General features: G+C 61.7%; 13 protein-coding genes. 5 read left to right on the plus strand and 8 right to left on the minus strand.

Going from position 1 to position 15,271, the window contains the following annotated elements:
• Positions 1-445: 445 nt before the first annotated feature.
• Positions 446-1,858: a MocR-like pyridoxine biosynthesis transcription factor PdxR gene (gene pdxR / locus S4A8_RS04700; protein WP_353219230.1), complete on the minus strand. Its 1,413-nt coding sequence runs from the start codon at positions 1,856-1,858 to the stop codon at positions 446-448.
• Between the two features lie 90 nt (positions 1,859-1,948).
• Here pdxR and S4A8_RS04705 point away from each other — a divergent pair, with 90 nt between their 5' ends.
• From S4A8_RS04705 to S4A8_RS04715, 3 genes are read left to right on the plus strand one after another with little or no spacing between them, the layout of a single operon-like run.
• A complete protein-coding gene (locus S4A8_RS04705; protein ID WP_353219231.1) occupies positions 1,949-2,392 on the plus strand; it encodes a GNAT family N-acetyltransferase in 444 nt (147 codons plus the stop codon).
• Positions 2,389-2,994 (plus strand): FMN-dependent NADH-azoreductase, encoded by a 606-nt coding sequence (locus tag S4A8_RS04710; protein WP_353219232.1) that lies wholly within the window; start codon positions 2,389-2,391, stop codon positions 2,992-2,994. The genes S4A8_RS04705 and S4A8_RS04710 overlap by 4 nt, the downstream gene beginning before the upstream one ends.
• A gap of 38 nt (positions 2,995-3,032) precedes the next feature.
• On the plus strand, positions 3,033-3,464 hold the full coding sequence (locus S4A8_RS04715; protein WP_353219233.1) for a carboxymuconolactone decarboxylase family protein: 432 nt from the start codon (positions 3,033-3,035) through the stop codon (positions 3,462-3,464).
• A 31-nt stretch (positions 3,465-3,495) separates the two neighbouring features.
• Here the strand turns inward: S4A8_RS04715 and S4A8_RS04720 are convergent, their stop codons facing one another.
• The 7 genes from S4A8_RS04720 to S4A8_RS04750 form a co-directional block, all read right to left on the minus strand.
• On the minus strand, positions 3,496-3,858 hold the full coding sequence (locus tag S4A8_RS04720; protein WP_353219234.1) for a hypothetical protein: 363 nt from the start codon (positions 3,856-3,858) through the stop codon (positions 3,496-3,498).
• Positions 3,859-4,271: 413 nt separating this feature from the next.
• Positions 4,272-4,496 carry a DUF2188 domain-containing protein gene (locus S4A8_RS04725; protein WP_353179546.1) on the minus strand — a complete coding sequence of 75 codons (225 nt, stop codon included), beginning with the start codon at positions 4,494-4,496 and terminating at the stop codon, positions 4,272-4,274.
• Positions 4,497-4,741: 245 nt separating this feature from the next.
• Positions 4,742-5,605: a M23 family metallopeptidase gene (locus S4A8_RS04730; RefSeq protein WP_353219235.1), complete on the minus strand. Its 864-nt coding sequence runs from the start codon at positions 5,603-5,605 to the stop codon at positions 4,742-4,744.
• A 250-nt stretch (positions 5,606-5,855) separates the two neighbouring features.
• Complete coding sequence (locus S4A8_RS04735; RefSeq protein ID WP_353179550.1) at positions 5,856-6,605, minus strand: Abi-alpha family protein; 750 nt, start codon at positions 6,603-6,605, stop codon at positions 5,856-5,858.
• 23 nt (positions 6,606-6,628) lie between these two features.
• Positions 6,629-7,909 (minus strand): DUF445 domain-containing protein, encoded by a 1,281-nt coding sequence (locus S4A8_RS04740; protein ID WP_353179552.1) that lies wholly within the window; start codon positions 7,907-7,909, stop codon positions 6,629-6,631.
• Positions 7,910-8,106: 197 nt separating this feature from the next.
• Positions 8,107-9,873 (minus strand): sodium:solute symporter family protein, encoded by a 1,767-nt coding sequence (locus S4A8_RS04745; RefSeq protein ID WP_353219236.1) that lies wholly within the window; start codon positions 9,871-9,873, stop codon positions 8,107-8,109.
• Positions 9,874-9,882: 9 nt separating this feature from the next.
• A complete protein-coding gene (locus tag S4A8_RS04750) occupies positions 9,883-10,152 on the minus strand; it encodes a DUF4212 domain-containing protein (RefSeq protein ID WP_006912179.1) in 270 nt (89 codons plus the stop codon).
• Positions 10,153-10,679: 527 nt separating this feature from the next.
• Between S4A8_RS04750 and S4A8_RS04755 the strand changes: the two genes are divergently transcribed.
• Together S4A8_RS04755 and S4A8_RS04760 are read left to right on the plus strand one after the other, a co-directional pair.
• Positions 10,680-13,397 (plus strand): CehA/McbA family metallohydrolase, encoded by a 2,718-nt coding sequence (locus tag S4A8_RS04755; protein WP_353219237.1) that lies wholly within the window; start codon positions 10,680-10,682, stop codon positions 13,395-13,397.
• Between the two features lie 42 nt (positions 13,398-13,439).
• Positions 13,440-14,954 (plus strand): metallophosphoesterase, encoded by a 1,515-nt coding sequence (locus S4A8_RS04760; RefSeq protein WP_353219238.1) that lies wholly within the window; start codon positions 13,440-13,442, stop codon positions 14,952-14,954.
• The last annotated feature ends 317 nt before the right edge of the window (positions 14,955-15,271 follow it).

Consider the following 15,271-nt stretch of genomic DNA (forward strand, 5'->3'; position numbering starts at 1 on the left):
TTTATGCGTAAAACCGGCGAAATTCGGTGACCGTTTATTCGTGGATAACTTTGCTCATCCCAAGGCTTATCCACAGGCTAGCGGTATGATTTCTTGAAACGCTTTCTGGGCCTGCCGTTCGGGCCATGCACGAAGCCAATCCATGAGCCGTCTACTAGGTGCAATTCTGGTGCAATGGCGAGTTGCGCTAGTTATGCGTCGTAAACCGTAAAATACTGTTTATATTGTCTTTTAGTGCATTGTTATCATGCGCAATAAGTCATTGAATATAATAAAAATACGGGTTTATTACAGAACTCATAATCCCTTGGTCGCAGGTTCGAGTCCTGCCGGGCCCACCATTGCCTGCAATGCGCCCACCGGGTGTGACGAGCGCCACCTAGCCGCGCTCTCCTGCCCCGCCCTTGGCGATTTATTGGCTCCGACGCCATGCCCCGAGCGCAGGTCAGCCATCCAGCGCCGTTTTTAGTTTATCGACCCAACAGTCGGCCTCGGCTTGCGATGCGATGTTGGTGAAACCCAGTAATAGACCGCGCGCGCGGCTGGGGCCATCGAACCAGGCAGACAGGGCCTGCAGCGCCAAACCGTGACGGCGTGCGCGTTCGGCCATGTCGATATCGCTGCGGTGGCCTTTGAGCCGCGCAAGCAGATGCATGCCGCCGGCCTGGGGTTCGACATGCAGGCGATCGCTCAGCCGGGTTGCGAGCGCTTGTATGAGATAGCCTCTGCGCTGCGCGTACAGGCTGCGCATACGCTTGAGATGACGCGCGAAATGGCCCTCGGCCATGAAATCGGCCAATGCAGCTTGTGGCAATTGCGGACACCCGTGCCCGGCATCATCGAGCGTGCGGCGAAAACGGGCGACTTGCGACGGCGGCACCGCCAGATAGGCCAAGCGTAACCCGGGAAAGAGCACCTTGCTGAACGTACCGGCATAGAGCACCCGCCCATCGCGATCCAGGCTTTTCAGCGCTGGCAGCGGGCGGCCCTGATAACGATACTCACTGTCGTAGTCGTCCTCGATAATCCAGGCGTCTTTATCGTTGGCCCATGCCAGCAAGGCCAGTCGCCGGGCCAGTGGCAGCGATACGCCCATCGGGCTCTGATGCGATGGCGTGACCACGGCGAAACGCGCCTGCGGGGCCTGGCGCCGGCCGGCCGTGACATCCAGACCGTCCTCATCCACCGCGACCGGCACCGGTATGACGCCGGCCGCGCGCAGCGCATCCCGGGCTTTGAAATAACCGGGCTCCTCGAACCAGCCGTGGTCCCCCGAGCGCAGCACTGTACGGCAGATAATCCGCAGGGCCTCACAGTAGCCGGCAGTAACAATGATTTGGTCGGGGCTGCAATCGATGCCGCGTGATACGCCCAGATAGGCGGCCAGCGCATGTCGCAAGGCGTAATGCCCCTGCGGATCGGGATAGGCAAGCGTGGCCGGCGTGCTGGCTTTGAGCTGCCGCGTCATCAGGCGTTGCCACAGCCGCGTCGGCACTGCGTCCAGCGCGGGCAGCCCGAGCTGAAAGGGGCTTAGCGAACGCTCAGCTACAGTCGATGCCTGGCCGGCCGGGGTCGACTCGCCCAAATGCGCGGGCGCGATCCGCGCCGCAATCAAGGCCGGCGAAACCACGGTGCCGGCCGCGCCGCGGGTCAACAAATAGCCCTCGCTAATCAACGTCTGATACGCCAGTTCGACGGTGCCACGCGACAGATTCAATGCGCTGGCCAGGCTACGGATGGAGGGCACACGATCGCCGGGTCGAAACCGACCGGCCGCAATCGCGTCTCGAAAGCGATGGTAGAGCTGTCGATGCAGCGGCGTGGCCAACGCGCGGTCGGTTTGCAGAGATGGATGCATACGGATGTCCCAGTCCGATTGGCGCATCTTGGCTCTGTTATCCAGGTCATGTCGAGCCTAATCTGCCTGCGCCAGTACAGGAGCCCAGCCGTGACCGAATTTCATATCGCCGAAGTCACCCGCGAACAGGATTGCCAGCGTTGCTTTGCCGTGATGCGTCAATTACGCCCGCATTTGACGAACGCGCCCGCCTTTGCCGCCCAGGTGCTACGCCAGATGGCGCATGGCTATCGTCTGATCGCGGCCTGGCGCGAGGCGAACCCAGTCGGCCTGATCGGCTACCGATACCAGGAAAATCTGATGAACGGACGGTTCCTGTTCGTCGACGATCTCGTGGTGTGCGCGAAGACGCGCCGTAGCCATATCGGTGGGCATCTACTCGACGTTGTCCGCCGAGAGGCCCGCGCAGCCGGCTGCCGACAACTGGTGCTGGATACCGGCCTGGGCATGGCACTGGCACAGCGCTTTTATTTTCGCCAGGGCATGCTCACCCGCAGCATCGGTTTCTATCAGGATCTGGACAACCACGCATGAGCTGCACCCTGTTCGTTCACGCCAGCCCGCACGGCGCCGCGGCGCAGGGCTATCGACTCGCAACCGAAATAGGCGAGCGCATCGCACGTTACGAATCGAACGCGACCCGGATCGAGCGTAACCTCACCGCCCCTGCCTTGCCGCCGATCGATGCCGATTACGCGCAGGCGGTCACCGGCAATGCAAGCCACGACGACGCGCGTTTTCGCGTATCCGAGCAGTTGATTGGCGAGCTCGAGCGCAGCGATCGACTGATAATCACCCTACCCATGCACAATTTCACCGTGCCCGCGGCCTTCAAGCTGTGGGTCGACTACGTGGTTCGGATCAATCGCAGCTTTGCCGCTACCGCCGAAGGTAAAGTCGGACTGTTGGCGGACCGGCCGACCACGATCCTCGTCAGTTCGGGCGGCGTTCATCGCGGCCAGGACGCATTTCAGCCGGATTTTCTATCGCCCTACCTGCGCCAGGTACTGGCCACCATCGGCATCACCGATATCGGCTTTCATTATCTGCAAGGCCTGACGGCCGGCCAATCGCGGCGCGTTACCGCGCTCGATGCGGCCCGCGGACAGCTGCGCACAAACGGGCTACTGGACTAGCGCTCTGAACCTTCCATTCAACACCCAGGAGTTTGACCATGACGACGCCCCGCCTTCCATATAACGAGCTGTCACCCGGTGCCTATCAGGGTTTTCTACACAGCAAGAAAGCCCTGGAGAAAAGCCCGCTGGGTGCCGGTTTGATCGAGCTGATCAACTTACGTGTGTCGCAGATCAACGGCTGTGCCTACTGCACGCAACTGCACGCCGGTCTGCTACGCCAACGCGGCCTCGACGATGCCATGATCGATAGCCTGGCCGGCTGGCGTGTAAGCGATCGATTCACCGAGCGCGAACGCGCCGCCCTCACCTGGGCCGAATCCCTGACCCACGTCGCCGAAACCGCCGCGCCCGACGCGGCCTACCAACCGCTGGCAACACACTTCGACGATACCGAGATCTCGGATCTGACGTTTGCCGTGGCGCTGATGAACGCGTTCAATCGGCTCGCCGTCGGCATGCCGATTTAAGTCGCTGACGAGCGCTGCTACAAAAGGCCGATTAATGTTTCGCCACGCGTGCCGTGAGCGCGTTTGTATGCCCGGTCGTGCGTGCCAAGGTGCTCGCAGCGCGCGTACGGGCGGGATAACGGCCAGACGAGCTCAGATGACGCTGCCAGTACTCGCGCGCGGCGTCACTGAACCACTCGCGCGGCGCGGTACTAAATACCCAGGCCAGATAATCGCGACCGGCCAGATCGACCAGTTCGCACACATCACGATAGGTGCCCGCACTCATTACCCGCGCGGCGATGCGCTCGGCCAGCTCGGTATCGCCGAGACGATCTGCCGGAAAATACTTCTGTGCCATTGCACCGAGAAAGGCGCATAACGCATCGGGGTGGTGTTCGATAGCCGTGATCATGTTCGTTGCCTCCGCGAGGAACAGGTTTGCAGGTCGAACGCGCGGCTCATGTTTGCGGGGCGCGACCGGTCGCTGCGTCGAGTGCCCGCTAGACTGCGCCGTCCAGGTGACAGGCAGGCGACAGATCGAAGATTATTTGAACAAGACAGCCTGGCGAAAATACGCAGGCGCTTGCTTCGGATAATTAGCCCGTTTTTTCAACGCCTTGGCGCTAGACGCCGCCGCGGGTTCTTACTGCCGTCATCCTTGCGAAACGACGGCACATACACCCGGACCGACCCGACTACGGGGATGATTCGTGGCCATGAGGGGAAAGATAAAAAGGCACCGATACAGGACTTGCGATCCGGGCCTTGCCTTGGCGGGCAATTGCCTGGCCGCCAGCTCAGCCGCCCTGCAACGCAGGATACATTTCAGGCGCTTTTCGACAACGCGTTCGGCTGGCCGAAGTTGCGTTCGGTTTCGATCGCACCCTGCGCGTCTTCGATACGAACCACGCTGGGACGGTGACCGCTGGCCAGATCCATGGCTCGGGCGATGGCGTTGTCGCGGCAGCGATAGCCGCGAACGGCACGGTGCATCCCCACCTGCTCGACATACCAATATGCGCGATTGCGCAAAACCCGAAATACCTGCATAGCGCCTCCCGATGGTGCACCACAGCAACGGACGTAGATGATAACCAGAGGCGGTCCTCCGTACAACTACGTAAGCCATACGTCTATGACTCCGCTGTGCCGTGTTGCAGCGAGGCAGCCTGACTCGCGCTTCTGGCAACCGATCTGGCCTGCCAACGCGCAGGAAGGTTACGCCGCGCGTCTGTACCGGGGCCCGCGGTACACATCCGCGTACTAAGCCTGCCACCCTCCCCCGATCGGGTCGGCTAGCCGTTGGGGCGTTGCAGTACCAACAGCGGATCGATACGGGTAGAAAACCAGGTCATACCCCAGTGCAGATGTGGGCCCGTCGCCCGTCCAGTCGCACCGACTTCGCCGATGATATCGCCCTGGGCCACGGTATCGCCCACGGCGACATCGAGCTTGGACAGGTGCAGAAAATTCGAGCCCACGCCATAGCCGTGGTCGATGAGAATGGTGCCGCCGGTAAGATACAAGTCCGGTTCCGCCAGCACTACGGTACCGGCGGCAGGCGCTTTGACCGGCGTGCCCGTGGCCACCGCGATATCCATGCCGGAATGCGCCGAGCCGGGGGTGCCGTTGTAGACACGCTGATTTCCGAACCGGCCACTGATCCGGCCGCGCACGGGCCAGATGAAGTGTTCGGCAAAGCCAAGACCGTGATTACTATGCGCCCGCGCGGCGGTCACTTTCTGCTGCTCACGCGCGATTCTTGCGGCGATTTCCGGCGGCGGCGACACGGTTTTGGGGGGTACGCCGTTAATACGTTCGACCGGCCAGTCTCGGGGGCGAATTTCAATCGAGACCTTACTTTCGTCGGCGTCCGGCGGTGTCACCCGAACACGGGCAACCCCCGAGGCATCACGCCCAATACCGAGGACCACCGTGCCGTAGTCGGTCACATCGAGCTGGCGACCGTTGTAAACCACCCGACTGCCGGGCGGCACGCGGCCATAAACCAGCGCGCCTTGTTGGACGTGGGCCGGGAACACGGTTTCGCTCGCCGGCGCCGCCCAGGCAAGCGTGGCGTAGAGCAGACTGATCAGCAGACCGGCCAGAAGACCGGCTATCGCAGGCCGTTTCTTAGTCTTCGAAGTCGTCGATTTCATGGCTATCGGCATCTCATGGCAGGCCTGCCGGCGCACGAACGCACATCGCCCGTACGCGTCCTGTTCGCCTGGCGCTAGCTACGTTGGGTCTATGAACCGGCACGCCCATCGGTCATCCCGTCGGAAGCTGGGCGTTTATTGACGATATCGCGACCAAAAACCTCGTCGCCTGTCGGTTTCGGGTTTCGCAGCCGCGGGCCGCGCCGTCGATCCTATATGAAGCCGACGCTGGCCGCGACGAACGCAGCCTTCAGGCACGCCCCTGTGGCAAGGCGACCGCACACAACGACTCGGCAAATTCGCTCAGGCGGATGGTGCAGCGCTCGATATTGGAGTATTGATTGAGCTCTTCCTCGATATAGGCCATGGCATTACGCACCAGCGTGTCGGCCTCGAGGATTTCGTATTCCGGTTCGAGCTCGCGCTCCTGGGGGCCCACGGTAAGCAGGCCGAGCGAATACATATGGGCAATGAAGTTCGGCACCTGGGCACGCAAGAGCACCCCGGCTTCCTTGCCGACGCTGGAGGCATACGACAGCACCCGCGTGCTCGCAAGCCCCGGCAGCGAGCCGGCATTCACATGCACCATCGGCCAGGTACTGCCGTCGGCCATGAGCACGAGAATACGCGCCTGCGACGGATTGAGCTGGCGCAACAGGCGTACGTAGAAATCCTGCTCGATCGCCTGTTGATCGGTCCCGCGCGAGGCATCCAGCAGCTCGGCGAAAATCTGGGCTGGCAGCGTATCGCTGTTGGGGCTGGAGTTGCCCAGCGGATCGGCGGGACGAATCCCGGCGCGATCCAGGCGCTCACCCAGGCTTTTGAGCGCCCGGTATTCGGCCCGGCGCAGCGCACGAATGCCCGCCCCCGCGACCGGGCGGCGGCCCAGCCAGAGCGCGGTGCGGCGTAGCAAATGCAACGGCAACGGCGCGGTGTCTTCCGCCTCGAATTCGGGCGCGAACGCGTCGTAGCGCTGCTGTTCATAATCGTATTGATTCACGGGGTCTCCTTGGCGAACCGAACTCAGGCGCCGCCGAAAAGAACGATGAACTGAAACACGCCGACCGCCAGGCCCAGTGCGGCGCCGACCGTAATGAGAATCCACTCGTCCTCTTCGAACGCCGGGCGCAACATGCCTTCGAACTTGCGCGGCGAGAGCTGGCTCATGCGTTCCACCAGTGTCTGCTCGATCGCCATGGTGCGATTCGTATAGCTGATGAACTCCTGCATGGTGGGCGATGCGCTGCCCTGCGCATCGGGCGTGTATTCGATCAGACGCTCAACCGCCGTCTGCTTGAGCCGAATATAGTTCACGTCCCCCACGGTCCAGCTCATGAACGAGCCGACCGGGCCCGCGCTTTCATCGACCGCCTCACCGACATGGTGGGCAATGATGGCGAAGATACGATCCGAATACGGGCCCTTGAGCACCTGCTGGAGGATATTGGCCGGCGCGAGCACCTCGTTGGCCACGAGGTCACCGTAGGCCCGGGCCACATCGGCCTGGCGCTTGAAGAACAGGCCATGCAATTCGAACGGGCCGATCCGATGCTTGTCCTTGGGGTTGAAGATCATCTTCAGCGCGGCCCAGTTGGTGAACCAGCCCACCAGCATGCCGAACAACGGCAACAGCCACCACGGCTGAAAGAACATCCAGACAAACATCTGAACCATGCCCAGCGGGAAGCCGAAATAGGCACCCGAACGCGCAATGAACTTGAACTCTTCCTTGCCGGTTTCCAGAAAGATGCGGTTCATCAGTTCCTTGTGATGAACCAGATTGGTCACGACCATATCCTTGAGGTCGAACACCTGATTCACATCCGAGCGCAGATCGCGCACGGTATCGGCGATCGCACCCGGCACCGCCGCCTGCACACGGGCAACGATAGTGTCGCGCGCGGCCTGCGGGGTACGCGCCCACACCGTGGGGTGGTGCTCCTGCATGACTTCGTTGACGAGATCTTCGGTCATCTCGTTGAGCGGCCGGGTGAGCTTGTCGGCCACCTCGTCCGGGTCCAGGCGCGCGAAGATCTCTTCGCTGTCGATCAGGTTCTGGGTGATCGTGTCGGTGGCGATCGCCGACATCTTGGCTGCCTTGCGCGGCACGATGCCCTGCCAGCCGAGAAACGGCTTCCAGATGCCCACGAACTCGATCGGATGAAACATCATCCAGATCGCCACGCGGTTGGTGATATAGCCGATTATCGCGCTGATAAACGGCATGGACGCATACTTCCAGAACGTCGCGGTTCCCAGAAACGCCAAGTCCATCATGAAACCGGTCTCCTCGTAATCCTGCACGGGCTCGTGTTGTTGTTATTGTCGCGATTCGAAGGCCAGCCAGACGGCTCGGAAAAGATCGCGTTTTCGAATCAACATACAGCCATTAACGAACGCTGTCGCCTATCGCACGCAATTTTTTGCTGCGCAATCCAGCCGCCCAATAAAAAGGCCCCGCAAAGCGGGGCCTCGTCAGGCGTATCGTCACTCGCGGGCGCTTAGCGCAGCGAGCCCGGAATACGCACGTTATCGACCAGCTCCTGGACTTCGGCCGGCGGCGGCGCGGTCACCCGCGACACCAGAAAGGCCACCACGAAGTTGATCAGCGCACCAATCGCGCCAAACGACTCCGGCTGGATACCGAACATCCAGTTCGACGCGTTATCAGCGAACAGGTTGGTCCCCGGCACGAAGAACACCCCCTTGTAAAGGAAGATATAGACCACGGTCACGGTCAGGCCGGCCAGCATGCCGGCAATGCCGCCTTCGCGGTTCATGCGCTTGGAGAACACACCCATGAGCAGGGCCGGGAACAACGACGACGCCGCCAGGCCAAAGGCCAACGCCACCACCTCGGCGGCAAAACCCGGTGGATTGATGCCCAGATAACCGGCCACCAGAATCGCCCCGGTCATGGCAATACGCCCGGCCATGAGCTCGCCCTTTTCGCTGATATCGGGCTTGAGCATGCTCTTGAGCAGGTCATGCGAAATGGCCGACGAGATTGCCAGCAGCAAACCGGCCGCGGTCGACAATGCCGCTGCCACACCACCGGCGGCCACCAGGGCAATCACCCAGGCCGGCAGCTGTGCAATTTCCGGATTGGCGAGCACCATGATGTCGCGATCGACATTGACCATTTCGTTGCCCTGCCAGCCGTACTCATCGGCCGTGGCAGCGAAATCGGGGTTCTTGTCGTTGTAGTACTGAATGCGACCGTCGCCGTTCTTGTCCTCGAAACCGAGCAGGCCCGTGCCTTCCCAGGTCTTGAACCACTGCGGGCGTTGCTCGTATTCCAGGTTGGAATTGGCCTCGCCCACCGGGCCGGTCTGTACCGTTTCCATCAGATTCAAGCGCGCCATCGCACCGACCGCCGGCGCGGTGGTGTAGAGAATGGCAATGAAGAACAACGCCCAGCCCACCGACTTACGCGCATCGCTGACCTTGCGCACGGTAAAAAAGCGGATGATCACGTGCGGCAAGCCTGCCGTACCGATCATCAGCGACAAGGTGAGCATGAAGATATTCAGCGTCGAATGCTCGGGGTTGGTAAATCGGTCGAAGCCGAGTTCGGTAATCACCCCGTCGAGTTTTTCCAGCAGATAGACGCCGCTGCCATCGGCCATGGTCGCGCCCAGCCCGATCTGCGGCAACGGAATGCCGGTGAGCTGAATCGAGATGAAGATGGCCGGCACCGTGAACGCAAAAATCAGCACGATGTACTGCGCGATCTGGGTATAGGTGATGCCCTTCATACCGCCGAGCACCGCATAGACGAAGACCACGCCCATGCCGATGAGTACGCCAGTTTCGAACTCCACCTCCAGAAAGCGCCCGAAGGCCACGCCCACGCCTTTCATCTGGCCGATCACATACGTAATCGAGGCCACAATCAGACAGATGATCGCCACCGTACGGGCCACGTTGGAGTAATAGCGCGCGCCCACGAACGCCGGCACCGTAAAGCTACCGAACTTGCGCAGGTAAGGCGCCAGTAGCAATGCCAGCAGCACGAAGCCACCGGTCCAGCCCATCAGGTAGGGCGAGGCGTTGTAGCCCAGAAAGGCGATCAGCCCGGCCATGGAGATGAACGAGGCCGCACTCATCCAGTCGGCGGCCGTGGCCATACCGTTGGCTACCGGGCCGACACCGCCGCCGGCCACATAGAAGTCCTCCGTGCTCCCCGCACGCGAGGCGATCGCGATGACGAAATACAGCAGAAAACTGCCGCCCACCGCAAGATAAATCCAGGTTTGTGTATCCATGGGTGCGCTCTATTCCTTTTCTTCGACGCCGAATTCCCGATCGATCTTGTTCATGCGAAACGCATAGAAGAAGATCAGGAACAAGAACACGTAAATGGCGCCCTGCTGGGCAAAGAAATACCCCAGCGGATAGCCACCGATATGGAAATTGTTGAGCACGTCCACGAGCAGAATGCCGCAGCCGTAGGACACCACGAACCATACGACCAGCAGCTTGAGTACAAGCCGGATATTGGCTTGCCAGTACGCCGCGGCCGCATCGGATGGCCGATCGGACATATCCCCCTCCATTGTTATGAATTGTCCGCAACCATCCTCGGGTAGCGGTGGAGAAGCGACAATGAGACTTTTGGCTATTCAACCATTTGTGTAGCCCGGTATGCCGAAAGCCTGCGAATAAATAATGTATTGACCATGCAGCGTACCTACCTGCGCCACCAGACAGCATCGTTGTTCGGCCACGGCCTCGGCATGGACATCTTTACGTCTCTGACTAAACGATGCCGCCAACTATCGGTACGCTGCGTGAACCATCCGCTTGGGCCATCACTGGCTAGATATTTCCAGTCGAATTCGAAGCGCGTTAAAACACCCGCCCTACAATTCAAATATGCCCGACGAACGGCAAATGAATTGAATAAAGCCGGCCTGCGACTTACCAACCGGTTCGATATCGATACGTCGCACTAATGTCATATCAATATGCCTAGATACCCTGCCTAAGGGAGCTTTTATTCAATCGAGCGTATCTTGGGCCAGCGCTGCGTGCCTGCGCGGCCGGCCAAGCAAGGCGGGGAGCTTGAAGCATGAAGCGTTTGCTCGCGGTGGTCGCCATCGTATTGGGCATCGTAGGCTGCAACGATTCCGATTCCGACGTGGCGTTGGCCAACCCTCCAGCACAGGAGCAGCCCACTCAACCGGCTGTCCGGCTGCAAATCGTCATCATCGGCGACGGCCGAGGCCGCGTTTCGACCGGGCCTGGCGGGCAAAGCTGCGAACAGTCGTGCGATATCGAAAGACCTGCCAGTAGCACCACCACGCTCGGCGCCAACGCCGCCGATCGGAGCCGTTTCGCAGGCTGGGGCGGTGCCTGCCAGGGCAGCCATGCGTGCAGTATTTCCGGCACGGGCACGCAAACGGTGACCGCGCGCTTTGAACCCACCCCGCCCCCCGGAAGCTGGCTCGCCGGCGATGGCCATGTCCACGACGACCACTCCTCGGACGGCAGCTTTCTGCGGCAACTGTTCGACGATACCGGCCCCGGAACCACCGCCACCGACGACCAGATCGGCTTCGGCGTATCACAGCAGCTGGATTGGATGGTACTCACCGACCATCGCACCTACGACCAGCACTGGGATCCGACCTGGGACAGCGACCAAGTCCTGCTTATCGCCGGTGAAGAAGCCAACGGCAGCCCGCACTGTACGGTGTTCGGTGCGATTGATACGGCGGTCCAGGGCGACGAGCCCGAAAACGATCCGGGTTTTCGCACCATCCAGCAATCGATCTGGGACGTACGCGCCCAAGGCGCACTATGGAATCAGGCGCATCCCGACCGGCGCAGCTACGACCGCGAAACCGATACCCCGACCGCGAAGAACTACGCCAGTCAGATCGGCCAGTCACTCGCAGAAATCTGGAACAAGGGGGAAAACCCGGAATCCGAAATCGATTACGCTGAAAATCGCTGGAACCGCGGTTGGCGTTTCGGCGTGGTCGGGGCGAGCGACAATCACGACCGGCTGCTGTGGTCGATTTCCGGCCCCGGCAAACCGACGACCTGGGTCTACGCCGCCGATCGTACCGAGCGTGGCCTACTCTCGGCGATGGCCTCCGGCCGAACGGTGGTCAGCGCGGACCGCGACGCGCCATTCCCTAACATCGAGGCCGACGCCCAGGGGGACGGCGTTTTCGAAGGCATCGTCGGCAGCGAACTGCTGACACAGCCGAATCAAGACATCGAACTACGTATCTCGGCGCGCAATGCGCGCGGCAATCGCGTGCTCGTGTATCAAAGCCCCGGTCGGGACGACGGGCCGGGCAATCCGATCAATCCAGTGCTCGAATTCGAGCCTGGCGAAGACGAAAGCACGCGTACGATAACGGTCAAAGCGCCCGCGACGGGGCATCGCTGGTGGTATGTCATGGTGCGCGGCCCGAGTGCGCTACCGTCCGGCCTGGAAGCGCCTACCGACCTGCCCGATCAACTGCGCGCCGTCACGTCACCGATTTTCGTTTCCGTGACGGGCGACTACGCCGAACCGGCGCCGGAAGTCGCCATACCCGCGGACCGCGCACAACCCGACGGCGCACACCGTCTCTTCGGCGCCAATACGGGCTTCGCCGGCTTTGCGGATCTCGCAAGCAGCGATTTCGCCACCCACTATGTCGCCGAGGCGCATACCGAGACCGCCACCCGGATCGTATATCGGCGCCGGGATGCGGCCAATGAATTCAGCGCGGTAACGGTTCTGAGCGAATCCGCTGTCAACGCGCGCTTTCCCCGGATCGCTGTGTCCGGGCTCGATGTCTGGGTGGTATGGCAAGAGGATAGCGATACACAGCGCCCGCGTCGGCCGCGTATTCGTCTCAAGCATAGCGGCGACGGCGGTCTGAGCTGGGAGACCACGCGCACACTGTCGAACGGCGCGGGACGTGCCATGCATCCGGCTATTGCCCTTATGCCCGACGGCGCGCCAGTCGTGGTCTGGCAAGACAATGTCCGCGCCGAAGGTGGGGGTTTGGGCGCCTTCGATATTTTCGCGTTCATCGTCGGCCGTGATGCGCAGCCGATCACTCTATCCGGGGCTACCAAGCAGACGCGGGCCGCTAACCCGCTCGATACGCGCAGCGCGCGATACCCGGCATCGCTATTCCCCGCGGTGGCGGTATCGAAGAACGCCACCATCGCAGTGGCCTGGCATGACAACCGCTACGATCAGGAACCGCTCTGGACAGGCCAGGTAGGCCGCGGGGAAGGCACCGATCCGGATGATTGGGAAATCCTCGTGGCGACGCGTACCGCGCAGGCCGACAACTGGTCGGCGCTAGTCAACGCCAGCAACGATGCCAGCCGTGCCGACTGGCATGCCGATCTGGCCTTCACCGATAACGGCGAGCTAATCGTGGCCTGGGACGCAAAGCGCAACGATGATTCGTCCGGGCGCGATCTGTATATCCGGTCTGCGCGATCCGACGACCAAGGCGCACACTTTTCGGCGGTGGTCGACGTGACCGCGGAAAGCGAGCCCGGCATGGCCCGCCGGCCGGCTTTCGGACACCGCGCCAATGGCGCATTAACCCTGAGCTGGTCGGACAGCCGCAGTGCCGACTGGCGGTGGCGCATTTTTGCGGCCGACGTGACCGACGACGGTTTCGCGACGCCCGTACCCGTAACCGGCCCCGGTAACGCCACCTTCCAGCGGCTCGCCGCAGGCGAGCTCGTATTCACCAGCGATCGCGCACTACAACGCGTCCAGCGCGACAACCGATTTGGTGTGTTCTCGGTGTCTTTGCACTAGCCGTAGGCAAGCGCGCGGCATACCGCTTGTCGGGAGAGCGACATGAAAAAGTCGACGGATACAGTCAACAACGCACGGCGACGGATACTCGGCTACGGTTTACGCGGCGCTGCAATCGCGGCGGGCGGGCCGTTGCTGTGGGGTTGTAGCGACGATACGCCAGTCGACTTGGGCGCCGGCCGGGCGCCCACCGGACCGAGCGATCCGCAAACGCCGCCCGCCTCACCTGAACGGTGTGCGCCGGCAAATCTGACGCAATCGCCGCGCGGCATACATGTAAGTTTTACCGACGATCCCGTGCGAACGCGCACGCTTACGTGGTATACCGACGGCCTCGACGACCCTGGCTCGCAACTGGAATACGGGCCGGTCACACGTGCCATGAGCGCCGAAGACATCGCCTGCGCCCCCTTTCCCGGGCGCATCGAGGGCAGTGCCGAACAAGCCTTCGGCACGAACGTACTGACCCATGCAGCCACGGCCACCGGCCTCGATGCCGGCCTGCCCATACGCTATCGCGTTGGCGCGCCCGGCCGCTGGTCGAACGTCAAAGTCCTTGCACCCACACCACAAGGCCCGTTGCGGTTCTGCCATTTCGGCGATCACGGGCTCAAACAGGCCAGTCTCGCCGTGCTCGACGGTGTACGCGAACGCAACCCGGACCTGCTGTTTATCGCCGGCGATCTGTCGTATGCCAATGGCGATCAACCCCAATGGGATACCTGGTTCGACCGGCTCGCACCTTACGCCTCGACGCTGCCGGTCATGACCGCGCCGGGTAATCACGAAGAAGAAGACAACGGTGGCAAGGCCTATCGAAGCCGCATACGCCAGCCCGGCCAAAATACGCGATATGCAATGACCTACGGCAACGTCCATTTCGTTGTAAGCACGGGCGGCTCGCTGCTCGGCAACAATGTCGTCCAGGACCTGGATCTGGTCGCCGAACTGGCCTGGCTCGAAATCGAGCTTGCCCAGGCCGCGTTGCGTCGCGCCAAGGGCGAAATCGATTTCATCATCCTGGTACAGCACTACACCCTCTGGACCGACCAAGAGGGTCGCGAGCCTGCCTCACCCGCGCTGGTTCTGTTCGAAGAAGACAAACTACTACGCTACGGCGTCGACCTGGCCATGGTCGGCCACGATCATATCTACCAACGCTCCAAACCGATGGGGCGAGGCCTGCCGCAAGAAAACGGCTATATTCAGGTCACCGGCGGCAGCGGCGGCGTCGGCCTGCGTGGTTTCGCGCCCATCAGCGAATGGTCGGCCGCCCATGCCGTACGCTACTGCTTTACGGAATACAACGTCGACGGCAAACGCCTCACCGCCACCACTTGGGCGGTCGATAATGAAGACAACACGCTCGCCGGCGCCCGCCTGAACGCGATCGACACGTTCGAGCTGCGCTCGCGCAATAGCGACGAACGCCAACTGTTCGCCAGACCCGGCCGAAGCGAGCTGCTCAACGCCGACCAGACCCAGGCCATGCTGCGCCATACCCGCGAACGCAACGCCTTGCACGACAGCCTGGAAGCGATCTCCCGGCGTCGCTAGCGTCGTTTCTAAAACCACGCTCGAATAAGGCACAGACCGCGATTTTTTTGCTATCCCCACCACGTAAGCCGATTCGCACTTGCCGTGTCGCCCGCTTTACCGGGCGTTACCCGTCGCGCCAACTTCGACGCCACTTCGCTTCGAAAACGCCCAGTGCCGAGCACATCAAACCCTACAAGGGCTCATTCATCGTGCCCTTGCATGCATGCAGGCCCTGAGTGCACTACCCGACCTAAGGAATGGACGAACGAGGCAAGGGGTCACCGGAGCAATCTGCCCCCCCCCAAGGCTGTACCACCCAAAGCCTTCGCAGCCTT

This window comes from Salinisphaera sp. S4-8 (assembly GCF_040361235.1).
Classification (GTDB): domain Bacteria; phylum Pseudomonadota; class Gammaproteobacteria; order Nevskiales; family Salinisphaeraceae; genus Salinisphaera.